Source organism: Dermabacter hominis NBRC 106157, assembly GCF_001570785.1.
Taxonomy (GTDB): domain Bacteria; phylum Actinomycetota; class Actinomycetes; order Actinomycetales; family Dermabacteraceae; genus Dermabacter; species Dermabacter hominis.
Map to the genome: position 1 here is coordinate 404,473 of NZ_BCSI01000001.1, position 25,462 is coordinate 429,934.

The 25,462-nt window shown below is 62.6% G+C and carries 24 protein-coding genes; 17 read left to right on the forward strand and 7 right to left on the reverse strand.

Annotated elements, in window-relative coordinates:
• Positions 1-69 precede the first annotated feature (69 nt).
• A complete protein-coding gene (gene nudC, locus DEHOM01_RS01840) occupies positions 70-954 on the forward strand; it encodes an NAD(+) diphosphatase (RefSeq protein WP_167346633.1) in 885 nt (294 codons plus the stop codon).
• Complete coding sequence (locus tag DEHOM01_RS01845) at positions 951-3,047, forward strand: ATP-dependent DNA helicase UvrD2 (RefSeq protein ID WP_082738645.1); 2,097 nt, start codon at positions 951-953, stop codon at positions 3,045-3,047. The genes nudC and DEHOM01_RS01845 overlap by 4 nt, the downstream gene beginning before the upstream one ends.
• Positions 3,048-3,131: 84 nt before the next feature.
• Here DEHOM01_RS01845 and DEHOM01_RS10040 read toward each other — a convergent pair whose 3' ends face one another.
• Positions 3,132-3,293, reverse strand: a complete 162-nt coding sequence (locus DEHOM01_RS10040) for a DUF5679 domain-containing protein (RefSeq protein WP_016664205.1) — start codon at positions 3,291-3,293, stop codon at positions 3,132-3,134.
• Between the two features lie 577 nt (positions 3,294-3,870).
• Here DEHOM01_RS10040 and DEHOM01_RS01850 point away from each other — a divergent pair.
• On the forward strand, positions 3,871-4,428 hold the full coding sequence (locus DEHOM01_RS01850) for a M48 family metallopeptidase (protein ID WP_245630632.1): 558 nt from the start codon (positions 3,871-3,873) through the stop codon (positions 4,426-4,428).
• An 89-nt stretch (positions 4,429-4,517) separates the two neighbouring features.
• On the opposite strand, the gene DEHOM01_RS01855 is transcribed toward DEHOM01_RS01850, so the two are convergent.
• Positions 4,518-5,054, reverse strand: coding sequence for an NUDIX hydrolase (locus DEHOM01_RS01855; protein ID WP_082738646.1), 537 nt, complete (start codon positions 5,052-5,054; stop codon positions 4,518-4,520).
• Positions 5,051-6,598, reverse strand: coding sequence for a zinc-dependent metalloprotease (locus tag DEHOM01_RS01860; protein ID WP_061211223.1), 1,548 nt, complete (start codon positions 6,596-6,598; stop codon positions 5,051-5,053). The genes DEHOM01_RS01855 and DEHOM01_RS01860 overlap by 4 nt, the downstream gene beginning before the upstream one ends.
• Positions 6,599-6,740: 142 nt before the next feature.
• On the opposite strand from DEHOM01_RS01860, the gene DEHOM01_RS01865 reads away from it, so the two are divergent.
• The 10 genes from DEHOM01_RS01865 to DEHOM01_RS01910 all read left to right on the forward strand — a co-directional run bounded on the left by DEHOM01_RS01865 (position 6,741) and on the right by DEHOM01_RS01910 (position 18,261).
• On the forward strand, positions 6,741-7,844 hold the full coding sequence (locus tag DEHOM01_RS01865; protein WP_167346634.1) for a YlbL family protein: 1,104 nt from the start codon (positions 6,741-6,743) through the stop codon (positions 7,842-7,844).
• Positions 7,845-7,891: 47 nt separating this feature from the next.
• Positions 7,892-8,605, forward strand: a complete 714-nt coding sequence (locus DEHOM01_RS01870; protein WP_061211225.1) for an HAD family hydrolase — start codon at positions 7,892-7,894, stop codon at positions 8,603-8,605.
• Between the two features lie 101 nt (positions 8,606-8,706).
• The gene (gene ettA, locus DEHOM01_RS01875) at positions 8,707-10,389 is read left to right on the forward strand and encodes an energy-dependent translational throttle protein EttA (protein ID WP_061211226.1); all 1,683 of its coding nucleotides are present in this window, start codon (positions 8,707-8,709) and stop codon (positions 10,387-10,389) included.
• A 131-nt stretch (positions 10,390-10,520) separates the two neighbouring features.
• Entirely contained in the window at positions 10,521-10,901 is a 381-nt protein-coding gene (locus DEHOM01_RS01880; protein WP_016664212.1) for a GntR family transcriptional regulator, read from the forward strand.
• Complete coding sequence (locus DEHOM01_RS01885; protein ID WP_061211227.1) at positions 10,898-11,614, forward strand: ABC transporter ATP-binding protein; 717 nt, start codon at positions 10,898-10,900, stop codon at positions 11,612-11,614. Before DEHOM01_RS01880 ends, DEHOM01_RS01885 begins: the two co-directional genes overlap by 4 nt.
• Positions 11,595-12,437 carry a hypothetical protein gene (locus DEHOM01_RS01890; protein ID WP_147594899.1) on the forward strand — a complete coding sequence of 281 codons (843 nt, stop codon included), beginning with the start codon at positions 11,595-11,597 and terminating at the stop codon, positions 12,435-12,437. The genes DEHOM01_RS01885 and DEHOM01_RS01890 overlap by 20 nt, the downstream gene beginning before the upstream one ends.
• Positions 12,438-12,540: 103 nt before the next feature.
• Complete coding sequence (glgP, locus tag DEHOM01_RS01895; protein ID WP_061211228.1) at positions 12,541-15,069, forward strand: alpha-glucan family phosphorylase; 2,529 nt, start codon at positions 12,541-12,543, stop codon at positions 15,067-15,069.
• 92 nt (positions 15,070-15,161) lie between these two features.
• Positions 15,162-16,028, forward strand: coding sequence for a carbohydrate ABC transporter permease (locus DEHOM01_RS01900; protein WP_016664217.1), 867 nt, complete (start codon positions 15,162-15,164; stop codon positions 16,026-16,028).
• Positions 16,029-16,039: 11 nt separating this feature from the next.
• Positions 16,040-16,870, forward strand: coding sequence for a carbohydrate ABC transporter permease (locus tag DEHOM01_RS01905; RefSeq protein ID WP_061211229.1), 831 nt, complete (start codon positions 16,040-16,042; stop codon positions 16,868-16,870).
• Positions 16,871-16,968: 98 nt separating this feature from the next.
• Positions 16,969-18,261 (forward strand): ABC transporter substrate-binding protein, encoded by a 1,293-nt coding sequence (locus DEHOM01_RS01910; protein WP_061211230.1) that lies wholly within the window; start codon positions 16,969-16,971, stop codon positions 18,259-18,261.
• A 10-nt stretch (positions 18,262-18,271) separates the two neighbouring features.
• On the opposite strand, the gene DEHOM01_RS01915 is transcribed toward DEHOM01_RS01910, so the two are convergent.
• Positions 18,272-19,180, reverse strand: a complete 909-nt coding sequence (locus DEHOM01_RS01915) for an NAD-dependent epimerase/dehydratase family protein (RefSeq protein WP_061211231.1) — start codon at positions 19,178-19,180, stop codon at positions 18,272-18,274.
• 120 nt (positions 19,181-19,300) lie between these two features.
• Between DEHOM01_RS01915 and DEHOM01_RS01920 the strand changes: the two genes are divergently transcribed.
• A complete protein-coding gene (locus DEHOM01_RS01920) occupies positions 19,301-20,074 on the forward strand; it encodes a TetR/AcrR family transcriptional regulator (RefSeq protein WP_061211232.1) in 774 nt (257 codons plus the stop codon).
• On the opposite strand, the gene DEHOM01_RS01925 is transcribed toward DEHOM01_RS01920, so the two are convergent.
• Genes DEHOM01_RS01925 through DEHOM01_RS01935 form a run of 3 tightly spaced genes read right to left on the reverse strand, consistent with a single transcriptional unit; the run spans position 20,071 to position 22,989 of the window.
• Positions 20,071-21,003 carry an SMP-30/gluconolactonase/LRE family protein gene (locus DEHOM01_RS01925; RefSeq protein ID WP_061211233.1) on the reverse strand — a complete coding sequence of 311 codons (933 nt, stop codon included), beginning with the start codon at positions 21,001-21,003 and terminating at the stop codon, positions 20,071-20,073. The genes DEHOM01_RS01920 and DEHOM01_RS01925 overlap by 4 nt on opposite strands.
• Positions 20,984-21,889 (reverse strand): acyl-CoA thioesterase, encoded by a 906-nt coding sequence (locus tag DEHOM01_RS01930; protein WP_061211234.1) that lies wholly within the window; start codon positions 21,887-21,889, stop codon positions 20,984-20,986. Before DEHOM01_RS01930 ends, DEHOM01_RS01925 begins: the two co-directional genes overlap by 20 nt.
• 35 nt (positions 21,890-21,924) lie before the next feature.
• On the reverse strand, positions 21,925-22,989 hold the full coding sequence (locus DEHOM01_RS01935) for a D-2-hydroxyacid dehydrogenase (RefSeq protein WP_061211235.1): 1,065 nt from the start codon (positions 22,987-22,989) through the stop codon (positions 21,925-21,927).
• A 98-nt stretch (positions 22,990-23,087) separates the two neighbouring features.
• Between DEHOM01_RS01935 and DEHOM01_RS01940 the strand changes: the two genes are divergently transcribed.
• The 3 genes from DEHOM01_RS01940 to DEHOM01_RS01950 all read left to right on the forward strand — a co-directional run bounded on the left by DEHOM01_RS01940 (position 23,088) and on the right by DEHOM01_RS01950 (position 25,453).
• On the forward strand, positions 23,088-23,606 hold the full coding sequence (locus tag DEHOM01_RS01940) for a gluconokinase (RefSeq protein ID WP_174519424.1): 519 nt from the start codon (positions 23,088-23,090) through the stop codon (positions 23,604-23,606).
• 43 nt (positions 23,607-23,649) lie between these two features.
• Complete coding sequence (locus tag DEHOM01_RS01945; RefSeq protein ID WP_061211236.1) at positions 23,650-23,970, forward strand: putative quinol monooxygenase; 321 nt, start codon at positions 23,650-23,652, stop codon at positions 23,968-23,970.
• A 106-nt stretch (positions 23,971-24,076) separates the two neighbouring features.
• Positions 24,077-25,453, forward strand: a complete 1,377-nt coding sequence (locus DEHOM01_RS01950) for a sodium/glutamate symporter (RefSeq protein ID WP_061211237.1) — start codon at positions 24,077-24,079, stop codon at positions 25,451-25,453.
• Positions 25,454-25,462: the final 9 nt, after the last annotated feature.

Here is a 25,462-nt window from a genome sequence, read left to right on the forward strand (position 1 = left end):
ATTTCGTCTCACCCCCTAACCGTATCCATTGTCTGCGGGTTGGATACTGTGGGACACATGCGAGCGCCCATGAATTTTCCTCACACGTACCTCACGTCCCACTTCGTGGCACCAGATGATGCGCGAGGAATTCCCGCTCCTTCCCACGCGACACTCGAGCGGCGCGCAGTCGTCGTTCACGGCGACACGGTGGCGGTGCAGGAGTGTTCGAACGGCGACGTTCGCCTGTGGATGCCCGTGGCTCCGGGCGCTGTGTTTCTCGGTCCGTGGCAGGGTGGCGAGGCCTGGGCCTGCCACGAAAGAAGCCTTGGCGGCGCGGGCATGACGCCCCCGAGCGACGTGCGCATGCGAAGCCTCCGCGAGGTCGCGCCCACGCTCTCGCCGCGTGAGAGAAGCCTCGCACTCAGCGCCGTGGGAATGCTCACGTGGCATCGAGACTCCCGCGCGTGCGCGCGCTGCGGCAGCCCCGTAGAAATCACCCGCGGAGGATGGTCGCAGGCATGCGGTAACGGCCATGACTCCTTCCCCCGCACCGACCCCGCCGTGATCACTCTCGTTCGCGACCACGATGATCGCGTGCTGCTCGCCAACAATCGCAGCTTCACGGGCGGCATGATCTCGGCGCTCGCGGGCTTTGTCGAACCCGGAGAAGACCTCGAGGATGCCCTCAAACGCGAGGTTCATGAAGAAACGGGGCTCATCATCGGTGACATCAACTATTTCGGCTCCCAACCGTGGCCGTTCCCACGCTCGATCATGGTGGCGTTCACCTCGCGCCTTGCGAAAGGCAGCGGTACGAGCATCACCCTCCAGCGCGAGGAGCTCGCGAGCGCCACATGGTTCACGCGAGATGAACTCACGGGAGCCCTCGAGCACGGGGAGTTACGCCTGCCATCGCCCACGTCGATCGCACACTCGATGATCGACGCATGGAGGAAGGGAGAGCTCGCGTGAGCACTGCGGAGATGAGAGGTGCCGAGCGCATCCTCGAGGGGCTCGACCCCGAGCAACGCCAGGTCGCCCAGTCCGTCGGCGCGCCACTGTGTGTTCTCGCGGGCGCCGGCACGGGCAAAACACGGGCGATCACCCACCGCATCGCCTACGCGATTGCCAGTGGGGGCTACGCGCCCAACCACGTTCTCGCGCTGACGTACACCACCAAGGCGGCTGCCGAGATGCGTTCGCGTCTGCGTGACCTGGGTGTGCCGGCCGTCCAGGCCAGAACGTTCCACTCCGCGGCGCTCAGGCAGCTCACCTACTTTTGGCCGTCAACCGTCGGAGGCCCGGCCCCGGACCTCGTGGACCGAACCCTGCCGCTCGTAGGGCAGGCCATGAGCCGGCTGCACATGCGTGTGGATCCGGCGGCCCTTCGCGACATCTCCGCAGAGGTCGAATGGGCGAAATCCTCGATGATCGTTCCCGAGGAGTACCCGCTCGCGGCGGCGCGTCTTTCTCGGGCGGGAGTTGCAGGTTTCGAGCCGCGCACTCTCGCGCGGATTATGACCCAGTACGAGGACCTGAAAACCGAGCTTCACCTCATTGACTTTGCCGATGTTCTTTTGCTGACGGCCACGATGATTCAGGAGCATCCGCAGATGGCGCACGCTGTGCGCTCCCAGTATCGCCATTTCACCGTCGACGAGTATCAGGACATCTCCCCGCTGCAGTTCAGGCTTTTGCGTGCGTGGCTTGGCAACGCGAGCGACGTGTGCGTCGTGGGTGATGCCGCACAGACCATCTACTCGTACGCGGGGGCGGATTCGAGCTATCTCCTCGAATTCAGGAAGGAATTCCCGCGTGCGAACGTGATCCGGCTCGAGCGCAATTACCGCTCGAGTCCGCAAATTGTCCAGGTCGCGAACGCTGTGCTCGCGCGGGCGCAAGAGGGCAGGGACTCGCACGTGGAGCTTCGGGCGCAGCGGTCCGACGCCACCCGGCCCCTCGTCGTTGGCTACCCCGATGAAACGGTTGAGGCGCGTGAGGTTGCGCGCTCGATTGCCGAGCTTCTCGCGAAGGGCAGGAATGCGAGCGAGATTGCCATTCTCTTGCGCGTCAATGCTCACAGCGAGCGGTTTGAGGATGCTCTCGACCGCGAGGGGGTCGCGTATCAGGTGCGCGGTGGCCAGAAGTTCTTCGAGCGGCGCGAGGTGCACGAGGCGACGAGCGCTCTGCGGGCGGCGTTAGGCACGGGTGGAGGCAACGACCCGGATGTGGGGCGTGTCGTTCGCGATGTCCTTTCCTCGCGCGGATGGTCGCCGAAGGCTCCCGAATCTCGCGGGGCGATCTTTGAGCGGTGGGCTTCCCTCAATGCACTCGTGCAGGTGGCTGACTCGATTGCCGAGCGTGCGGGAGCGACCCTGAGAGACGTCGTGGCTGAGCTCGAGGAGCGCCGCGAGGCGCAGAGCGCCCCCGTGAGCGAGGCCGTCACGATTGCAACGGTGCACGCGGCAAAGGGCCTTGAGTGGCCAGTGGTGTTTGTCGTGGGAGCGAGTGAGGGGACGTTCCCCATCTCGTACGCGAAGACCGACAAGGAAATCGAAGAAGAACGCCGGTTGTTCTACGTCGCTCTGACGCGTGCGCGCGACGTTCTTACCGTCACCTGGGCCGCGGCTCGGGCCGAAGGCGCGAAGGCTTCGAGGAAGGCCTCTCGGTTTATCGCGGGGGCTTTCGATTACCGCGACGAAGGCGCTGCTGAACGCGTGGCGATGAAGCGGACGACGGGTCGGCGCGGTGCACGTGTGTTCACGACGTGCAAGGGGTGCGGCGAGGCTCTCACAACGCCTGGTGAACAGAAAGTCGGGCGCCACGCGGAGTGCGGGGGAGAGGAGAGCGCGGAGCTCTTCGGGAGACTACGTGCGTGGCGTCGCGAGCGCGCGAGCGAGCTCAAGCGTCCTGCCTTTGCGGTGTTTACCGATTCAACTCTGCTCGCGATCGCGGATCGAGCGCCCGGAAGCCTCGAGGAGCTTCACCAGGTGCCCGGCGTGGGGCAGACGAAGCTCACCCAGTTCGGTGAGGAGGTTCTCGCGATTATCAGCGAGGCTCGCTGAACGCACGTAAAAAGAACCGGCGCCACCGTGGCGCCGGTTCTTTTTTGTTCGCGGGGACGGCGAGCGAATGTGCGCTCGCGTCCCTCACTTACTGGGGAGGAAGCGGTTGAGCTTCGTGCCGCACTCGGGGCACTCAGCCTTTGCCGCGCGGCGGCCCTTGTCGTTGACCTGGATGGTGCCGGTTGCTTCGTGCTTCGCGCGGCACTTCACGCAGTAGAACTCGCCCGTGTAGGTTTCGTCAGCCATGGTTGCTCCTAGGGATTGTGATGAACTCATTGTTCCTCGCCACTGTATAGGCAATTTCGGGCCCTTGAGAACTCAACACTCCGCGTATGAGACAAAGAAACCGCACGTCAGAGCCCTTTTTGGGAATGGTTCGCAAGTACGGCTGGTTGAGGAGGGGGTCCGGAGACTTAGGTGCCGGCTGACTATAAAAAAGGGGCGACCCTCCGGGGGCGCTTAACGCACATGGGCCTTCCCCGCCCACGAGCGTTTGTTTTCCCGGAGGATCGCTTCTTCATCGAATGTAGTGCCAGGGGCGGGCTGGGTCAAAGCGGCGACGGGGAGTGAATGTGGATAACTTTGGCGTTGTTGTGGACACCCCTCGAACCTGTGTGGAAAGTGTGTGTGGATAATCGGGCATAGGAGCCTAACAGCGGTCTTGACCTGCGCTAATGCTGCCTCTTGGCGGTGAATATTAATTTCTTGCAACATGTGTTGCAGTCCTCAAAATTCGTCACGAAGGGGACGGAGGTCCCCGTGCTTCCTCGCTTATCCACAACACCGGGGTGCTTGTCAAGCTCGCGCGCACTACACTCGCTGCGTGCCCCACCGACGACCCGAACGCGAACAACTCCACCTCGACGGCATCGGCGAGACCATCGACGTGGTTCGCTCAGCTCGCCGTCACAAAACCATCACCGCACGTCGCAGGGGCGGAGTGTTTGAGTTGCTTGTGCCCGCGAGACTTTCGGCACGTGAGACGCGCAAGTGGGCGCGGGACATGTATGCGAAGTACGGCAACCGCGCTGAGCCGGCAGTTGCGAGTGACGAGGACCTCATGGCGCTCGCCCGTGCGTTGAGGGAGAAGTACCTGCCGAGCGTGCCAGAGCCTTCGAGTGTGCGTTGGGTGACCAACCAAGGCAAGCGCTGGGGATCATGCACGAGCGCGGATGGCTCAATCCGTCTTTCACACGTCCTGCAGGGCATGCCGACGTACGTGATCGAGTCGGTCCTTGTGCACGAGCTCGCCCACCTTCTCGAACCGAACCACTCGCGGGCTTTCCGCACGCTCGAGGCTTCTTACCCCGAGCACGAGCGCGCGAATGGGTTCCTCGAGGGGTACGTATTTGCCCAGCGCTCAGCTCAGGATGAAGATTGATGCCCCCAGCCCGCTGATCGGGGCTCACTCAGTCGCGTGTGCGCACCTCAAACAGTTGAGCGGAAACGCAGCCGGAAGACGCTGTGGGATCAGGTGCGGAGCCGTTCGAGTGTGGGAACGAGGTCAGGTACGACGCCTGCCGGGAGCGCATCGAGCCTCCACCAGCGCACGTCGTGGCTTTCCTCGCTCAGTCGCAGGGCATCCGTGGGCCCCGTGGGAGTCACTGCCGCGCGCATGAGGTACTGCACATCCCAGTGCTCGCTGCACACGGTGAAATTCTTATTGAGGGTGTGCGCATGGAGCTTAAAAGGAGCGCTGCCCACGAGCTCGAGGTCTTCAAGCCCCGACTCCTCGAAAACCTCGCGCCTCGCGGCCTCCTCGAAGCTCTCCTCGCCCGCGTCGATATGCCCGCCGAATTGGAGCCATGCCCCGACCTTGCGGTGGTGATGCAGCGCAACGAACCGGCCGGAGGCATCGATGACGATTCCGCTAGCCGTGAAATGCACGGGCCCACTCGACTTGAGGTGTGCATTCTCGCTCGAGGCCGCAAGCGCGAGAAACCGCTCCCTCTCACGCGAAGGGGTGCATGTCTCGAGTTCTGCGAGGAATCGGCCGGGCAAACTCACTGCTCGTCGCTCGGGTTTTCGTCGTCGCCTCGGGGATCCTCAGGTTTCTCTCCTCGGCCGTCGAACTCGCCGTCCAGCAGCTTGCGAAGTTCCTCGTCGAAATCGGGGGAGGCGGAGTTCATCGAACCGAACTCGGGAAGGTCGGGAAGCCCGTCACCGTCGGAATCCTCCTTGGGCACGGGCGCCTGGGGCGCTTGCGGGCGCCCGCTGAGAACCTCGGGGCTGGGGAGGAGATCCGGGTGGGCCCAGACCTTTTCGCGGCCCTGCATCCCTTCGGTCGCGAGCACTGACTCCCACCATGCGTACGCTTCCTTGACCGAGCGCGGGTGTAGCTCGATGCCCACGAGATTCGTGAGGGTGTCGAGCGCGCTCCCGCCGGTTGCGCGGCGGCGCTGGACGAGTTCGCGCATCGCGTCGAGGCGGGGGAGTTTGTCGCGGAGGGTTTCGGTCACAACGAGATCGACCCACGATTCGATGAGCGCGAGGGTCGTGGTGAGTTCGGTCAGGGCGCGCTCCTGCTCAGCCGACCGCGTGAACGTGAAGATGTCCTCGGGGTTGGTTGCACTGATCGCCGCGGGATTGTTGACGTCGAGGTCGCGGATCTTCTCCTCGAGCGCTCCCATGTCGAGGGTGATGCCTCGCGCGTATCCCTCGATCGCGGTGAACAGATGCTCCGGAAGCCACGGCGCGCTCTTGAAGAGGGTTTGGTGGGCGATTTCGCGCGCGGTAAAGAAGATGCGCGCCGCATCGAGGTCAAGCTCTGTGCCCTCGAGGACATCGGTGAGGTTTGCGGGCACGATCACGGGGGCATAGAAGGTCCACAGCGGAAGCGAAAGGTCGGTCACGCCAATCGCCTCGCGCGCGATTGAGCCGATCGCGTGGCCAAACTGGAGGCCGAACATCGTGCCGCCCATTTTCTTCATCATTGCGCTCGGGTCGCCGAGGGCCCCGCCCATGGCGCCGAGGGGGCCGGTGCCGCCAAGCTGCTCGAGACCGCCCAGCTCGCCAAGCTGCTTCGCAAAAGCATCGCCGATCGCCTCGGCCATGTATTGCGCGACCGGCTCGACGATTTTCTGCCAGCGCGGCAGCGTACGGTTCACCCATGTGCCGCGGCTCCAGCACTTGACCGCGTCGCTCACGACTGCGAAATCTGTTTTTTCCGCAAGCCACAGTGCTGCGATGTTCCCCGCTTCGCGCAGGGCGCGTTCTTCGGCGTCGCTCACGTTTGGATCGCCGGCCGTACCGATTGACGTGCCGCCGATCTGCGGGAGTGCGCCCGTGGGCAGGAGAGTGACGTTTCCGGCCGCGACCTGGCGCGCGAGATCATGGCCGAGCTTCCAATTGACGGGGCCGTCGCCGCCCGCGGCAAAAAGTGACTGCATCTGAATCGCTGCCATGCGCAGCATTGCCGGGTCACTGGGCAGGCCGGCGCTCTTCGCGAGCTCGGAAAGATCGAGATCCTCGAGTGCGCCCGGGGGGATCTGCCCCTGGAAAATCTCCTCGAGGAACTTGCGGAGGTTTTCTTCGTTGGACTCGTCGCTCATGCGCGCTCCTGTCGATTGAGGCGGCGGGCCGCCGACCACGGATTAACCAAGCGTATCGACCACGGGGAACGAGGGGTACAGTTTTCGCTTCCCGCGAAGGGGCATGCAGGCGCTTTCGCGGAATCTTTGGGACAATGACCGCGTGAAAAATGCCCTATCGAAGCTCATGGTCGTTCCCGCGAGTGTCACGAATGCGCGCCTGTACAGGCGCCGTCTATGGACGGTGAACCTCTCGGCGCTCGTGCTCGTTGTGATGACCGTGGTTGCCGCCGTGCTGCCCGCTCCCTACGTCGTCGAATCGCCCGGCCCCTCACTGAACGTGCTCGGCGAATACGAGGGCAAGGACATCGTAAGCGTCGAGAATCGCGATGGGGCCGCAAGCGAAGGCGAACTGCGCATGACGACCGTGTCGGTCCAGGGGTCTCCCGGCTATGACATCCCGCTCGCCGGTGTCATGTCCGCGTGGTTCGATCGGGACCGCTCGATCATGCCGGTTGAGGCTCTCTACCCGGACGATACGGATGCCGAAGACAACAGCCTCATGAACACGGTTGAGATGAACGGCTCTCAGCAGGAGGCGATCGCCGCTGCGCTCGCGAAGCAGGGCATTTCGTACTCAACGACGACCATCGTCGCGGGCGTTCGAAGCGATGGAGCGGCGGCGAATCGCCTCGAGCCCGGCGACGTCGTGCTCACGGTGAACGGCCAGCAGGTCACCGATGTCGCTTCGGCTGGAGAGGCCATTGGCCGCACACCGCGAGGGCAGAAAGTGAACGTGACCGTGCGACGCAAAGGCGAAGAAAAGTCCTTCGCGCTCACGCCGCGCTACGAGGGGGAGCGGGCGCTTGTCGGCATCGTGCTCTCGCGCGGCTTCGAGTTCCCGGTGAAGGTGAACTTCGCGCTTGACGGGATCGGCGGGCCGAGTGCCGGCATGATCTTCGCCCTCGCGATCTACGACGAAATGACGCCCGGCGATCTTACGGGCGGCAAGAAGATTGCGGGCACGGGCACGATTGACGAGCAGGGCACGGTGGGACCGATCGGCGGGATTCGCCAGAAAATGATCGGGTCACGGTCCGACGGCGCCGAGTATTTCCTCGCTCCTTCGGCCAATTGCGATGAGGTCACCGGACACATCCCCGAGGGTCTCCAGGTGGTCAAGGTCGACTCGCTTTCCGATGCCATCAGCTCGGTTGAACAGATCGCTTCTACGGGGTCGATCGAGGGCCTGCCTACCTGCGGTTAGGCAGTGAAAACAGCGTCGTTACACGCACACGACACGAAGGAGAGGTTATGGCACGCGCAAGGCGCAGGTCACAGGATTCGGTCACTCAGTTCACGGTGGTGTTCGACTTCGGAGGTGTGCTCGCCGCCCACCACAATCCCGTTCCGGTCGTTCACGCCGAGGTTGGCGGCGAGTACGAATCGGTTCGTGAGGTGTACTGGCGCGAGCGCGTGAAGCTCGACGGCGGGGAGATCTCGGTCGCCGAGTATTGGCGGGCCGTATGTGAGGCCTCGGCGATCGGCGAGCCCACCGCCGAGGAGATCGAAGCCCTCATCGACCTCGATAACCGGTACTGGGGTCAGATCGCCAAGGGGAGCCGCGAACTTATTCACGATCTCGCGCGCAATTCGGTACGAATCGCGCTGCTCTCGAATACGAACGCTCCCTTCGGCGAGTACGTGCGTAGCCAAGAATGGTTCGAGCCCTTTGAATTCGCGATCATTAGCGCCGAAGAGAAGGTTCAAAAGCCCGATCCCGAGATCTTCGAAATCCTCCTCGACGCGATTGCGCACGAAACGGGCGGCGTCGTCAAACCTCGCAACGTGATCTTCTTCGACGACCTGCAGTCGAACGTCGATGCGGCCCGCACGCTCGGCATCGATGCCCACTATTGGCCGCGCAATGACCGCACGGTGGCGTCGGACACCGCTGCCGAACCCGACCGACCTGGCTGGGAAATCGCGCGTGAAATCCTTACCGAACGTGGGGTTCCGCTCGGCTGAAACGCAGGCGCCACCGTTAGACTGAAAACATTGTGCCCGCCGCTGCGGCTCGAGCCGGCGGCACGGCGGGGGAACCAACCCACGAGTCAAATGGAGAGACATTGGCAGAGTTCATCTACACCATGTACAAGGCGCGCAAGCAAGTGGGCGACAAGGTCATCCTTGATGACGTCACCATGAGCTTCTTCCCGGGCGCCAAGATCGGCATGGTTGGCCCGAACGGCGCGGGTAAGTCGACCATCCTCAAGATCATGGCGGGGCTCGACGAGCCGAGCAACGGTGAAGCGCGCCTCAGCCCCGGCTACAGCGTGGGCATTCTCCTTCAGGAGCCGCCGCTGAATGAGGAGAAGACCGTCCTCGAAAACGTCCAGGAAGGCATGGGCGAGCTTTACGCGAAGGTCCAGCGATTCAACGAAATCGGCGAGCTCATGGGTGAGCCGGACGCGGATTTCGATGCGCTCATGGCCGAGATGGGCACTCTTCAAACGGAGATCGACGCCGCGAACGGCTGGGATCTTGACTCGCAGCTCGAGCAGGCGATGGATGCGCTTCGCTGCCCTCCGGGTGACGAGCCGGTGACGCACCTCTCCGGTGGTGAGCGCCGCCGTGTCGCGCTGTGCAAGCTTCTCCTTCAAAAGCCCGATCTGCTCCTCCTCGATGAGCCCACGAACCACCTCGATGCCGAGTCGGTTCTGTGGCTCGAGAAGCACCTGCAGAGCTACGAGGGTGCCGTTATCGCGATTACCCACGATCGCTACTTCCTCGATCACGTCGCCGAGTGGATCGCCGAGGTCGACCGCGGCCACCTCTACCCGTACGAGGGCAACTACTCGACCTACCTCGAAAAGAAGCAAGAGCGCCTCGAGGTTCAGGGCAAGAAGGATCAAAAGCTCCAAAAGCGCCTCAAGGAAGAACTCGAATGGGTTCGCTCGAGCGCGAAGGGCCGCCAGGCTAAGTCCAAGGCACGCCTCGCTCGCTACGAGGAGATGGCGAAGGAAGCCGAGTCGATGCGCAAGCTCGACTTCGAAGAAATCACGATCCCGCCGGGCCCGCGCCTCGGCAACGTCGTGATCGATGCGAAGAATCTTAAGAAGGGCTTCGGCGATCGCGTTCTCATCGATGGCCTGAGTTTCTCGCTCCCACCGAACGGCATTGTCGGCGTGATCGGCCCGAACGGCGTGGGCAAGACCACCCTCTTCAAGACCCTCGTGGGGCTCGAACCTCTCGACGGTGGCGAACTCAAGGTCGGCGAAACCGTGAAAATCAGCTACGTCGACCAGAACCGCGAGAACATCGACCCCGAGAAGAACCTGTGGGAGGTCGTGAGCGACGGCCTCGACTTCATCGAGGTGGGCAAGGTTGAGATTCCCTCGCGTGCCTACGTGTCGCAGTTCGGCTTCAAGGGCCCGGACCAGCAGAAGAAGTCCGGCGTGCTCTCGGGCGGTGAGCGCAACCGCTTGAATCTCGCGCTCACGCTCAAGCAGGGCGGCAACCTGCTGCTCCTCGACGAGCCGACCAACGATCTCGACGTGCAGACCCTCAGCTCACTCGAAAACGCGCTCTTGAACTTCCCCGGCTGCGCCGTGGTCGTTTCGCACGACCGCTGGTTCCTTGACCGCGTTGCGACCCACATCCTTGCCTACGAGGGCACCGAGGAGAACCCCTCGAATTGGTACTGGTTTGAAGGCAACTTCGAGTCGTACGAGAAGAACAAGGTTGCGCGTCTTGGAGAGGATGCCGCGCGTCCGCATCGCGTGACGCATCGCCGCCTCACGAGGGACTAGCGGCGTCGCTCGCTCCTTTGAGCGAAGGAGTCGACCGAAAAACCCGGGACTTTCGAGGTCCCGGGTTTTCTTTGCCTTAACATCTGTGCTACTGTATTAAGTACGTAATACAGTAAGACAAGGTGGTGTGGATGGACTTCGATGCTTCGAGACCGGTGTGGGTCCAGCTGGTCGAGGAGTTCACGCGAAAAATTGCGGCGGGCGAATGGATTGCGGGCCAAAAGGTCCCTTCGACTCGCGACCTTGCCCTCGACTATCGCGTCAACCCCAACACCGTACAGAAAGCCCTCGCCGAGATGGACCGGCGGGGCCATACCAAGAGCGAGCGAACATCGGGGCGCATAGTGCTCGTCACTGATGACGCTACGGATGACCTCAAAACTAGCGAGAGTGAAGCGATTGCGGATCGTGCACTCGAGCAGCTCACGGGGCTAGGACTCTCGCCCCAGGATATTGAAACGCTCTTCCGTGAGCGTCTCTTAAATCACTCTCGAAAGGGTGAAAAACCATGACTTCGCAACTTTTGCGAGTAGACAAGGCTTCAAAGGCCTACGGGGCAACGATTGCCCTCGACAGCGTCGATCTCGATGTCGAGCCTGGGAGCATCGTCGGGCTGATCGGCGAGAACGGCTGTGGAAAATCGACCTTCCTCAAGGCAGTCGCGGGCCTCGTTCGACTGGATTCTGGTGAAGTGCGGGTGTGCGGCGAATTAGTCGGGCCACGATCGAAATCGATGGTGAGCTACCTGCCGGATCGTTCGGCGCTTCCAGCGCGCTTTACTGTCGAGTCCTGCATGCGCGTGTTTGGGCAGGTGTTCGCGGACTTTGACGAGGCTAAGGCGCGCGCGATCCTCAAAAACTTCGGGATAGAGCCAACGCGGCGTCTGCATGAACTTAGTAAAGGGCAGCAGGAGAAGGCGCATATTGCGCTCGCCATGGCGCGCGACGCGCGGCTGTTCCTTCTCGATGAGCCGATCTCTGGCGTTGATCCGCTTTCGCGCGAGCAAACGTTGCGCGAGGTGATCGCGGCTCTCGGCGACGACTGTTCTCTCCTTATTACTTCGCACATGGTGCAGGATCTCGAGTTGATCGTGGATCGGGCGCTTCTCATGCGCCGCGGTCAGATCGTCGACGATGTCTGTCCCGATGAACTGCGTGAACAGACGGGCGACGGGCTCGTCGAACGACTGAGGAAGGTGTATGGATATGAACGCACACGCAGATAGCATGAGGTTGCCTGGCTTCGGGACCATTGTGCGGCTCGATATGAGCCGCGTGTTACCGATGACAGGTATGGCCACGCTCGCAGGCATTGCGGTGGCACTCGCGTTCTCCGGCCTAGGGGCCCTCGTGGCGCCTCTCAAGCCGGTTGCTTTTGTGGGGGTATGGATGGCTGCGGGCCTGTTGGTCGCTGCGACCGGCCTAGTGCTTGCGGGGTATTTCTACGTGAGCATGGTGGGGCGTGAAGCCCCGGTCACTCGCACGTGGCCCGTCGGTGGGCTCGCCCTTTTGGCAGGGAAGCTCGTGAGCGGCGTGCTTGCTTTATTCGTATCGGTCGTGGGGACGCTCGTGATGGTGATTCTTTCGTTCGCGTGTCTTGCACCCAAAGGAGACCTCGCCCTCGGTGATCTCATGACCGGAGTCGGGCAACTATTCCGCGAGCACCCGGTGGTGTTGACGTGCGGGCTCATGTGGATAGTGCTTGGGGTCGTGTCGTTCCTCGCCTACGTGTATTTCGCCGTGCTTGTGGGAAGTAAGGGGTTCTTGGGCAGGCTTGGAGTCGCGGGGCCTGTGATTGTCGCGGTGTTCATGTGGGCCGTGGTATCGCAACTCGTGGGTGTGGTGTCCATCCTCATTCCCCTGTCGTTTAACGTCGACTCGTGGTCTATTGAGACGGTGAGCATCCTCGGCTCCATCATCAACGCTGTGAAGACAGATGCGGAGGTTCCACTGCTCCCAATCGCACTTCCTGTTCTCCAGAGCCTCGTCACGCTCGCGCTTCTCTTCTGGTGCGCGTGGGACTGCTCGAAAATCCGCGATATCCAGTAATGATCGCCGTGGTCGAGCCCGCCGCTAACCTCAAGCAAACTCCGCAAGAACTTTTCATGCGGAACATGCATGGTAAGCGGCGGGCTCGGCTACCTTAAGGGATATGAAGGCACTTCGTACTCTTTCCGTGACGTCAGAACTCCCCGCCGAGCTCGAGGGGCTTCGCACCCTCGCCTACAACCTTCGGTGGACCTGGAACGCCGAAACCCGCGACCTTTTCGAGGCGCTCGATCCGCGTGCGTACGAGGAGAGCAACCGCAATCCCGTTGTGCAACTCGGGATGGTGCCCGCGCGCCGCTACAGCGAGGTTGCGGCTGATCCGAAGTTCCGCTCTGCCCTCGAGGACTGCCTCGAGGATCTCGACACCTACATGACGAGTGAGCGCTGGTTCCAGAAAGAGGTGCCGGCCGCTCCGGCAATCGCGTACTTCTCGATGGAGTTCGGTATCACCCCGACCCTCCCGATCTACTCGGGTGGTCTCGGCATCCTCGCCGGTGACCACCTGAAGTCCGCCTCGGACCTCGGCGTCGACCTCATCGGCGTGGGTCTGCTTTATCAGTGGGGCTACTTCTCCCAGTCGCTCAACCGCGAAGGTTGGCAGCAGGAAAACTACAAGCAGAACGTCACTGAGGATCTCGCGGTCGTGCCCGTGACGGATGCCGACGGTGACCAGGTGTGCGTGAATGTCACGTTCCCCGGCGAGCGGATCATCACGATCGCTCTGTGGAAGGCCCAGGTGGGGCGCATCTCGCTGCTTCTCCTCGATACGAACGTTGAAGGCAACGACGAGGGCGCCCGCCAGATCACCGACCGCCTTTACGGTGGCGACCACTTCCACCGTATTGAACAGGAGATCGTGCTCGGCATCGGCGGTGTGCGAGCCGTCGAGCGGTTTGCTGAGCTCGAGGGGCGCCGCGAGCGAGACGTCTTCCACCTCAACGAGGGCCACGCGGGCTTCCTCGGCCTCGAACGCATCGGTCAGCTCATGGGTAAGGGCCTGAGTTTTGATGCGGCGCTCACGAAGACCCGTGCGGGCTCGGTCTTTACCACTCACACCCCCGTTCCCGCCGGTATCGATCGTTTCGATGCGGGCCAGCTGCGTCACTTCCTCGATGCGGACGGCAACGGCATTTCACGCCTCGTCCCGAATCTGCCGGTGGAGGCTGCGCTCGCGCTCGGTGTCGAGGATGGCGGGCAGATCTTCAACATGGCGCACATGGGGTTCCGCCTCTCGCAGCGGTCGAATGGTGTTGCGAAGCTCCACGGCGAGACGAGCCGCCGCATGTTCAAGGACCTTTACCCGGGCTTCGACGAGGCGGAGGTGCCGATCACCTCGATTACGAACGGCGTGCACCGCCGCACGTGGATCTCGCGTCCCATGGATGCGCTGTACAAGAGCGTGTTCGGCGATATTGACCTGTCGGCGCGCAGCGACTGGTCGCAGCTTGGGACCTTGAGTGACGAGGCGCTTCTCGATGTCCGAAATACGCTGCGCGCGAATCTTGTCGAGCGTGCGCGCGAGGATGTACGCCGTTCGTGGGTGCGCCGTGGTGCGCACCCGGGCGAGCTTGGCTGGGTTGATTCGGTGCTCGACCCGAACGTGCTTACGATCGGCTTTGCGCGTCGCGTCTCAACCTACAAGCGCCTCACGCTCATGTTGAGCCAGCCGGAGCGCTTGCGGGACATCCTCCTCAACGAGGAGCGGCCCGTGCAGATCGTCGTGGCTGGCAAGGCGCACCCCGCGGATTACCCCGGCAAGGAGTTCATGCAGCGCCTCGTGCAGTTCGCGGACGATCACGGCGTGCGCCACCGCATCGTGTTCCTCGCGGACTACGACATTCGCATGGCGCAGTACCTCGTGTCCGGCTCGGACGTGTGGCTCAACAACCCAATTCGCCCGGAGGAGGCCTCGGGCACCTCGGGCATGAAGGTTGCGCTCAACGGCGGTCTCACGTTCTCGACCTCCGACGGTTGGTGGGATGAAATGGCCACCGACGACGCCGGCTGGACGATCGAAACCGTCGACATCGAGGACCGCGCCGAGCGCGACCGCCTCGAGGCGGAGAGCCTCTACAACATTCTCGAGAACCGCATCGTTCCGCTGTTCTACGACAGGGATGAGAGCGGCGTTCCGGCGAAGTGGTTGCAGATGGTGCGCAATTCCCTCGTGGAAATCGCGCCGAAGGTGACCGCGACTCGCATGGTGCGCGATTACGTCGAGCAGCTGTATGCGCCGGCTTCGCAGTCGGTTGCGCTGTTTGCGAACGATGAGGGTCTTTCTCACGAGTTCGCCGAGTACAAGCAGCGGCTTGCACAGGGCTGGGGCGGCGTGAGTGTTCACGACGTCGAGGATTCGGTTAACGGTGATGTTCTCGCCGTGAGCGCGAGTGTTGAGCTCGGGGAGATCCATGCCGACGACGTCCAGGTCCAACTTGTCGTGGGCTCCGCGAACGAGGACGGCGAGCTTGAGGATCCCATCACCGTGGCGATGACGCAGGGCGTGGATGGCCGCTATGCGGCCGAGCACCCGCTCGAAACCCTCGGGTCGGTGGGCTACACCGTGCGTGTCGTGCCGTCGCATCGCGTTCTTGCTCACACCGCTGAGCTTGGCCTAGTGCGCGTCGCACAGTGAATGGGGTGTACGCTGGCATAGCTTGTCGTTAGGTCGGGCATAAGTATCGACCTCAAGATGTCAGAGAGTATCGGGTGGAAGGAGTCGATCGGATGATGCGGCTTCGCCACCCGATTCTTTCGTGGCTCTTCGTGTTGCCCGCGGCGATAGGCGTGTTTGCCTTCATTCTCTTGCCGGTCGTTGTGGCCTTCGGGCTTTCACTGACGAACTGGGAGATCGTCGGCTCGCACGACTTCATCGGTCTCAAAAACTACGAGATCCTGTTCACAGGTGACGCACTGTGGAACTCCTTGTTTGTCACGCTTCTCTTCACCCTCATGAGTGTGCCTCTCGGGATCGCGCTCGGGCTGCTGCTCGCGATCCAGCTCAATAAGATGTTCCCCGGATCGACCCTGTTCCGGGTGATCGTCGTGATCCCGTGGGTGTGCGCGCCGGTTGCGATCGGCGTCGTGTGGAAATGGATCTACCAGCCCACCTACGGCGCCCTGAACGCGCTGCTTGGAACTCGAATCGAATGGTTGAGCTCGCACACGCTCGCCCTTCCTGCCGTGGCATTCGTCGCGGTGTGGCAGGCCGTCGGATATAACGCGCTGTTCTACCAGGCCGGGCTCCAGAAGATCCCGCCGTCGATTTACGAAGCCGCTGAGCTTGACGGTGCGGGCAGCATCCGGAGGTTTTTCGCGATTACGCTGCCCCTTTTGAATCCCACGACGTTCTTCGTGGCGCTCACGCAGATGGTCGCGAGCTTCCAGGTGTTCGACACCGTGTATTCGCTGACCGGGGGAGGGCCCGGCGATAGCACCCAGGTCATTGCCTCGCTCATCTACAACGAGGCGTTTGGCGCGGGCCGGCTTGGGCGGGCTGGAGCCGTTGCCGTGATCCTCTTCGTCATCCTCGCGGCTCTCTCGTTTATTCAGCAGCGGTTCTTCTCGAGCCGCATCACCTACGACATGTCCTGAGGGCGGTGTCTATGAAGAAAAAGTCGGTGCTTTCGGCGATCGTGGCGTACACGATCCTCATCATTGCTGCCGTGCTTACACTCGCGCCGTTTTCGCTGTCGATCATGACGGCGCTGCGTGCCCCCAGTGACTTCCTCCGCCAGGGCCCCATTCACCTCCCGGACCCCGCGACGATCGAGAACTTTTCGGCGCTCTTCACGGGGTCCCATAGCTTTGTGACCCCATTTGCCGTGACGACGCAAATGGTCGCGGTGATCCTTGTGGGGCAGATCATTTTCTCCATTCTCGCGGCCTACGCGTTTGCGTATCTGCAATTTCCTGGTCGTGACGTGCTGTTCTGGGCGTTTATTGCGACCTTGCTCGTTCCGCAGGTCGTGGTTGTCGTGCCTCTGTTCCTCGCCTTCCAGCAGATGGAGCTGCGCAATACATTCTGGGCGCTCGTGTTGCCGTTCGTGTTTGGCAGCCCGTACGCCGTGTTCTTGCTCCGTGAAAACTTCCGGAGCGTGCCTCAGGAGCTGCTTGACGCGATGCGCGTTGATGGCGCGGGGCACCTGCGGTTGATTCGCAGCCTCGTGGTGCCCCTCAACCGTCCGATCATCGTGACGCTCATCGTGATCACCGTGGTGACCCACTGGAATTCCTTCATGTGGCCGCTCATTATCACGACGGGGGACACGTGGCAGACCCTTACGGTTGCGACCTCGGCGCTCAGTACCCAGTACAACAACAATTGGACGATGGTCATGGCGGCAACGACGCTCGCGATGATTCCGCTCATCCTTCTGTATCTCGTGTTCCAGAAGCAGGTGGCGCAGTCGATCGGTGGAACCGAACTGCGATAAACATCGCTTATGGCATCCATAAATATCCGGTATGCTCGTGCGTTAACAATGTGCAGGGCACGAGGGTGCCCGCACGACCGTTGAAGAAAGGCCATCAAATGGTTTCACGTCGCACAGTTCTCTCCGGTGGACTCGTAGCCTCCGCGGCCGCGGCACTCGCCGCGTGCTCGCCGTCAGATTCGGGCTCGTCCGCGAAGAAGGGCTCGGGTTCCGACGCCGGGGCGCTTAAGTTCCGCATTTGGGATAGCACGGCGAAGGCGGCATACGAGGAGTCGCTCAAGAAGTTCACCGAGGAATCGGGGATCAAGGTCGAGGTCGAGGTCGTTCCGTGGGACGACTACTGGACGAAGCTGCCTCTCGATCTCTCTGACGGCGCTTCGGATAGCGCCCCCGATGTGTTCTGGCTGAACTCCGCGAGCTTCACCCAATTCCAGCAGGCCGGAGCGCTCGTCGATATTTCGGAGAAGCTCGGCGGGTCCGTGAAGGACTGGGAGAAGGCTGTCGTTGACCTGTACACCCGCGACGGCTCGCTGTGGGGTGTTCCGCAGGTCTGGGACTCGATCGCCCTCTTCTACAACAAGAACCTCACCGACGCCGCTGGCGTGGACCCCACGACACTCGCCTTCGATCCCACCGCCGGCTCGGATGCCCTTCGCGATGCCGCCACCGCGCTCACGAAGGATGGCGTGTTCGGTTTCAATGCGGCGTGCGATCGCCAATCCATCATTGGCCCCTTCCTGAGCTCGAACGGTGCCGAGTGGCAGGATGCCAACGATATGTACGCATTCGATTCAGAGCAGGGCGTCCAGGTGTTCTCCTACCTCGCTGCGCTCGTCAACGAACTCAAGGTTGCGCCTTCGGCCGCTGACACCAACACGAACGGTGACTTCGCGCGTGACCTGTTTATCCAGGGTAAGCTCGGCCTCTTCCAGAGCGGCCCGTTTAGCCTCAAGACGATCCACGATTCAGTTGACGGCGCCTTCGAGTGGGCTATCGCCCCCATGGTGGCGGGCCCGAAGGGGGCGAAGTCGCTCGTGCACGGCGTGGTTGCCGCGGGTAACGCGAAGCGCGAGGACCAGGACTCGGTTGCGAAGCTTCTCGAATGGCTCGGCTCGAAGGAGGGGCAGCTGCCCCTGGGTGAGCAGGGAATTTCGTTCCCCGGCCACGTGGATGCGCAGCAGTCCTTCGTGGACTTCTGGAAAGAGCAGGGCGTCGACGTCGAGCAGTTCATCGAAGCGGCGAAGAACCCCGGCCCCGCGGATACCGGCGCAAAGTCCCTCGCCGGCCTCAATGCCGTAATGCCCGTCTTCCAGGAGATCTTCGCGGGCAATCTCTCCGCCGAGGAAGGCGTCAAGAAGGCCCAGGAAGAGGGTAATGCCGCGATGGCCTGAGCCCCGCGGTTTAGGCGAAAATTGCCTCGCTCCACCTCGTTGACTCGAGGCCGTGCTCTTCGGTGAGCGCTCCGGGCGCGAGGCGTGATGGCGAGTCCCACAGATATCGTTGCTGCGAAAGCGAACGGAGTGTGGGGCTCGCCATCCCCGTTAAAGAGAGTGCCCATGCTGGGATTGTGCGAATCTTCGGCGCGCTCACGTTTGCGCGGGTGGAGACGATGTGCGCCAGTTCGCGGAAGGTGACCGGTGTGGGGGAGGGGGCGTTGAGTATCGCGCTCGAGTCGCCCGCGAATACGCGCGTGTGCTCTCGGGCCACGTGGATCATGGCGTCGGCGAGGTCCGACACGAACGTCATGGCGTGATCGGTGTCGGGGCCTCCGAGAACCCAGCATGTTTTTCCCGCGAGGGTGGGGTTGATGATGCTCATCGTGGGCACCGACGCCTTCGCGGAGGCGCCTTTTCCCACGAGGTCGGCGGCAACAACACTCGCGGTGTGCGCCGCATGTGCCGCGCGAGCTTCGAGGAGCTCGGCGCGCACGTCCCCGAGGGGAGAGCACGGGCGTATCGGCGCTCCCTCGTGCAGGTCGTGCGCCTGTGCCCCGAACGCGTAGACGGATTCGGGGAAGACGACGGGGATGCCAAGGCCTTCGGCGACGTCCATGACCGCTTGCTCGCGGTGGGGCAGTTCCTCTCGCCAGGCCTTTGCGGTGTAGGGCGCGTGGATGCAGTGCATGATCGCGTCCGCGCCGCGCGCCTCGCGTTCGAGTAGAGCGCGCTCGCCTGCGTCGCCCGCAATGACGCGCACCCCTTCGATTGGGTGTGCGCTGCGCCGGATAACTGTCACATCGTCACCCGTTGCGCGCAGTGACCTGACGATTGCGTTGCCGATTTGCCCGGCCCCCGTGACGAGAATCTTCAAAACAGCCCTCCAAAATGTGATCAGTGCTCTCGTTTAAGAAATATAGGTGCTCGCACCCTTGAAAACAAGAGCACTGCTCTCGCTATCGATTTCGAGTCTGTTCAATGCGAGGATGGACGCATGAGTGAACGCCGAAGCCGCGCCGAGAATCGGCGGCGCATGGAAACTGAAATCCTGCGCCTTGCCAGGCAGCAGCTCGAGGAAAAAGGCCCCGCAGACCTCTCATTGCGAGAAATTGCCCGAGACATGTCGGTCGCGTCATCGGCCCTATACAGATACGTGCGCGACCGCGATGAGCTGCTCACGCTCCTCGTCATCGACGCCTACACCGACCTTGCTGATGCCGTTGACGACGCCTTGGGTCTGGACCCAGAAGAGCGGGGTGGCGCAGAAAGCCCCGAGGACCTCGGAACGTTCGCGCGCGCCATGCGCTCATGGGCGCTCGCAAACGCAGCGCGATGGGGTCTCGTCTACGGCACGCCCGTTCCCGGCTACGCCGCGCCAGCCGACCAAACTGTCGCACCGGGCACGCGTCTACTCGCCCGTCTCGCGCACATCGTCGCTGCCGGCAACCTTCTCGGCGCCGACCCCAGCGGCGCCTATGCCGCGTTCCTCGAGGGCGGGTTGGAGGACGTGTTCGGGACCAGTGACCGGAGCGATCTCGACAACGTGGGAGCAGAGGCAGGAGAAACCTGCGCAATAAACCGCGGCGAGGCCACTAGACGCGCGGCGACCACGATCGACCTCTGGTGCGCGCTACTCGGCACGATCAACGCCGAGGTTTTTGGCCAGCTCGGTCCCGGCCTCGACAAAGTAGGCGGGGAGATTCTCGAGCGGCTCGTCGAATCGTGGACCGCGACGCTCTTCCCCGAGACGGTAAAGGGTGGTCGCTAGGCGAAACTCCACGGCTCGCGAGTATTCGTGCGGAGCCGGTAAAGGCTCGTGGTGGCCGTGATGAAGAGGTCCTGGCCGTCCTCGCCACCGAAACAGAGATTAGACACAACCTCTGGAACGGGCGCGTGGGCGATCAGAGAGCCGTCGGAATCAAACACGCTCACCCCGTTCCCGCCGGAGGACCATACCCGGTCCTCTTCGTCGACGGTGATGCCATCGGGAACCCCGGCCGCGGGGCAGGCAAACGGGCGCCCGCTGCCCTTGACGACCGCGTTGTCAGCGTCGAGGTCGAAGGCCCAAATATGGTGGCGGCCTGCGCTATCCGTGACGGATTCGGGGGCGTTTTCCTCGGGTTTATCGGGGTTGTCGGCGGTGTTCGTGACGTACAGGCGTTTACCGTCGCGGCTGAAAGCGATGCCATTCGGGCGGCTCAGTTCGGTCACAACGGCCTCGAGGTCGCCGTGGTGATCGAGCTTGAACACGTACGAGCGCCCGTACTCCATCTCGCCCGGCTGCCCCTGGCCCTCGCTGAGGATCCCGTAGGGAGGGTCGGTGAACCAGATCGTGTGCTCGATCGGGTGCACGGCAACGTCGTTCGGGGAGTTGAGGCGCCCGCCTTCGAAGAAGTCGATGAGCATTTCCGCATCCATGAACGGCACGAGCGGCGCCTTATCGAGCGAGCGGGTCCCGTGGTTGCATTCAACGACTCCCAGGTCGGGGTGGTGAGCGCGGCCATTGGTGTAGTTGACGCCGTTTTTCCACACGAGCGTTTCACCGGTTGCGGGGTCGAGCTGGATGATGCGGTTGTTCGGGATGTCGCTAAAGCGCACGACCTTCTCGAGGGGGTACCACAGGGGGCCTTCGGCCCAGGCCGCGCCGGTCGCGACCTTCTCGACGCGGGCGCTCGGGTCAAACGGCGGGGTGGTCACTGTCCTTCACCTCCGTGCGGATGCGGAACATGCCCTCTTGGTTCACGGTCGCGACGAGCGAGCCTTCGCGCGTGTAAATCTGACCAACGCTGAGCGAGCGGCCACCGGTCGCGGCAGGGGAGCGCTGCACATACAGCAGCCAGTCGTCGACGTTGACATCCGAGTGGAACCACATCGATTGGTTGAGAGTGGCGACGCGCAGGCCGGGCGTGAGCCACGTGAGGCCCTGGCGGCGGATGGTCGGCTCGAAGGGCGTGTAGTCGCTCGCATACGTCAGGAACGCTTCATGGGTGAGCGGATCGCGGGTGTCGATCGGGGTGAGAGCGCGCATCCACACGGCCTGTTCGGCGCGCTTTTCAGGGTCCGGAGTGAAGTACAAAGAGCCGGTCGCGTTCCGAATGTCCACGGGGCGCTGGTAGGCCATGAACTGCGCGAGCGGGTGGTCGACCTGGCCCAGTTCGTCGTGCGTGCTCGGGAGAGTGTCGGGGGACTGGTCCGACGCCACCTCGTCCACGTGGTGCACTCCTTCTTGGCGTTCCTGGAACGAGCCATTCATCGTGAGGACGAGGTTTCCGCGCTGCGTGACCTCGAGTGCGCGGGCGGAGAACGACCCGCCGTCTCGGAGCGTACGTACGGTGAAGGTCAGCGGCTCGCTCGCGCGAGCGGGCTCGAGGAACGATGCATAGGTCGAGTGCACACGGCGCCCCTCCGGCACGGTGCGCGCCATTGCGATGAGAGCCTGCGCCATCATCTGCCCGCCAAACACGTGCCCGCCCGGTTGAGGGAGCGAGGTCCCCTCAAATGTGTGTTCGGGCCCATCGATTTTCCGAAGCTCGAAAAGATCGAGGAGGCTGCGGGTCACGGCTGCTGGCTCAGGAATCGACATGCGCCCATCTTAACGAAGAGCGCATGAACGCCTTCCTAATAAAAGTTGAGGGTATCGACAACATTCGTGAGAGGTGTGCCGTCGAGGAGCGCCGTCGCGTTGCGTGCCACGATCGCCGCGATGCGCATCCCCTCCTGCGAGCTCAGGGCTGCCGAGTGCGGGCTGAGGAGAACCTTCTCGTGATCCCAAAGTGGGTGTTCGTGAGGGAGAGGCTCGCGCTGCACTACGTCGAGTGCGGCGAAATCGACGGTGCCGTCGTCGAGGGCGTCGAGAAGCGCAGCCTCATCGATCACGCTTCCTCTGCCGACGTTCGTGAGGATCATGCCCTTCTTCATCGAAGAAAAGGCCTGCCGATCGAGCATGTGGCGAGTCTCGTCCGTGCCGGGAAGCGTCACCACGACGGCGTCGACCCTCGACAGCGCGTCGTGAAGATCTGTGCGTGGCACGATCCGATCAACATTCTCGATGGGGCGCGACGAGTGAGACATGCCCCATACCTCGGAGCCGAATGCCTTCAGCCGGGAGGCAACAGCCTTGCCGATACCGCCGAGACCCAGCACGAGAACCGTCATTTCATCGAGGTGCCGCGGACGCACGCGAATGGTTGGCCACACGTGCGCACGCTGATCATCTTCGAGGCCACGAAGGTTCTTCGCCCCAGCGAGTAGCCCAAAGATCGCGAACTCCGCAAGGGTGCTGCCGTGCACACCCGCCGAGGTTGTAAACGTGACGCGTTCAAGCTCTTCAGAGCTGAGATGCGCAGCTTTCACCTGCGCTCCGCCGCCCGCAGCCATCGTGTGAACCCAGCGAAGTTTCGGATTGCTCCGCACGAGAGCGGCGAGTTTCTCTGGGCTATCGTCAGGAAGGCCCACGACGGCATCGGCGCTCTCGAGGATCTCCCGATACGCCCGCTCGTCTGCATCGGAGCGCGTGAAAGCCGGATCGCCCACCCAGTCGGAGTTGTACCGGCGCGGGCGCGCAAGAGCTCCGGTGGGAACGAGCCTCACGCGTGGCTCGCGCTCGCGGATCAACGCGCATTCGTCTTCGGGGAGGTCGACGGCGATGGCGAGGGGCAGGCGCTGGTCGTTCGAGCGTGGCATGAGGTCTCCTTCCGCTCCTTCAATCCTAGGGGGACGCACTGGTGAATCCTCTACAGTGGTGGGGAAAAACTAGCGCCGCACACTAAAGGAGACCTGTCGTGAGCCAGACCCCGCTCATCATCATGGGCGTGCAGGGTACGGGAAAATCCACCGTCGGAAAGGCCCTCGCTGACCGTCTAGGGCTGACGTTCATCGACGGCGACGATCTTCACCCAGCGGCCAACAAAGCCAAAATGGCTTCGGGAACTCCGCTCACCGACGAGGACCGCGCTCCATGGCTGGACGCGATCGGCGAGACCATCGCGCGTGAGCGCGCGAGGGGCGTCACGTGCGCGATCGTGTGCTCCGCGCTTAAACGCCGCTACCGCGAGCAGCTGCGCTCCTTCGCGCCGGATCTCCAATTCGTGCACCTTGCGGGAAGCCAAGAACTCATCGCCGGGCGCATCGCGCACCGCCACCACGAGTACATGCCCGCCTCGCTTCTTGAATCCCAGTTCGCGACTCTCGAACAGCTCGACGACGACGAAGCGGGCATCATCGCGAGCATCGAGCCGCCCGCGAAGGACGTCGTCGAGAACATCATCGCCGGCCTCAATAACGGCACTCGCACCTGCTAGGCGCGGCAAGGATCTATGCAGGGTCAAAAGCTAAGGTGCCGCCATGATTTTCATTAACGTGAAATACCAGGTGAAGCCCGAAGAGACCGCCACCTTCCTCGAGAAACTTGCGGATTACACGAACGCGTGCCGCGCGGAGGAAGGCTGCCTCTTCTTCGAGTGGTACCGCAGCACGGAGCGCGAAAACGAGTTTCTTCTCGTGGAGATGTACCGCGACGGCGAAGCGGGCGAGAAGCACGTTAACTCCCCGCACTTCCAGGCCGGCCTGGATGCCATGCGCCCGCTCATCTCTGAAACTCCCGAGATCATCTCGAAGGATATTGACGGTGAAGGCTGGGGCCCCATGGGTGAGCTCGCGGACTAAGTCCCGCTCGGTGCCACCTCTCACGTGAACGTGACTCACCAGCCCTTTCCCGTGGTACCGTGACTCGTTTGCAAGTATTCGCGAGATGAGTCAAAGGATGTGAACGATGAGCGCGTGGGACGTCTTTACCGACCTCGGCTGGATGGGCCTTCTGATCCTCATCGGTGTGCTTCTGCGCGCCTGGGTCAAGCCTATCCAGTCTCTCTTCTTGCCCGCCGGCCTGATCGCCGGGCTTCTCGGCCTTATTTTCGGCCCCAACGTCTTGAACATCATCCCGTTCAGTAGTTCCGTCCCCATCTACTCTTCGATCCTGATCGCGGTTGTATTCGCGGCGCTTCGGTTCACCTCGAAAATCGCGGGACTCGGCAACGTGTTTCGTGCCGTTCGCACCATGTGGTCCGTCTCCCAGGCCATCTCGGTTCTCCAGTGGGGCTTCGGCCTGATTTTCGCCCTCGGCATCCTCAGCTTGTTCTTCAACGACCTGCCCGACGGCTTCGGTTTGCTCCTCGCAGCAGGCTTCATGGGCGGGCACGGCACGGCAGCCGCGATTGCCGACGGTTTTGGCAATACGTGGCCCGAAGCGCTTTCTCTCGCGATGACCTCGGCCACGATCGGCATCATCCTTTCCGTCGTGGGCGGAATCGCGATCATCAAGGTCGAATCGATGCGCGGCAACACGGCCTATCTCAAGGACTTCAAGTCCCTTCCGAAGGATCTGCGCACGGGCATCATCGCTGAAGAGAACCGCGAATCGATCGGTGTTTCTCCCGTATCCTCGACGAGCCTGGACCCGATCACCTACCACCTGGGACTGCTCTTCATGATTGCGGCCTTCGCCTACATGTTCACGTCGTGGGCGAACAGCCAGGTCGAGTGGCTGTCGGTTCCTACCTTCAGCGTCTCGTTCCTCCTCGGGTACGTCGTGCTGTTTGTCCTCAAAGCATTCAGGGCGGAAAACGTTTTCGAAGCGAAAATCTTCGAGCGTGGAAGCGGCATGTCGACCGACCTTCTCGTGGCCTTCGGCGTTGCCTCTATCGACCCGAAAGTCGTGGCTTCCTACTGGCAGCCGCTTCTCATTCTTCTCCTCGCGGGCACCATTTTCGTGCTTGCCTACTACGTGTTCGTCTCCAAGAAACTCTTTGCCGATCACAAGGTTGAGCAAGGCATCTTCACGTGGGGCTGGAACACCGGCACCGCGGGCATGGGCATGGCGCTTTTGCGCATCGTCGATCCCGATATGAAGTCGAAGACCCTCGACTACTACGGCATCGCCTATATCCCGATCGGCTTTGTCGATATCGCGACGATCGCAACGCTCCCGGCTCTAGTGCTGGCGGGCGCCTCGTGGTGGGTAGCGCTTGCGCTCACGCTCGCGGGAGCGATCATCATCGCGCTGGCGTTTCGCCACCGCGAACCGAACCCCACGACCGGCGTGATCCAGAGCGTCGGCGTGCACGGCACGTTTGACCACAGGGCAGAATAAGGCTCGTCG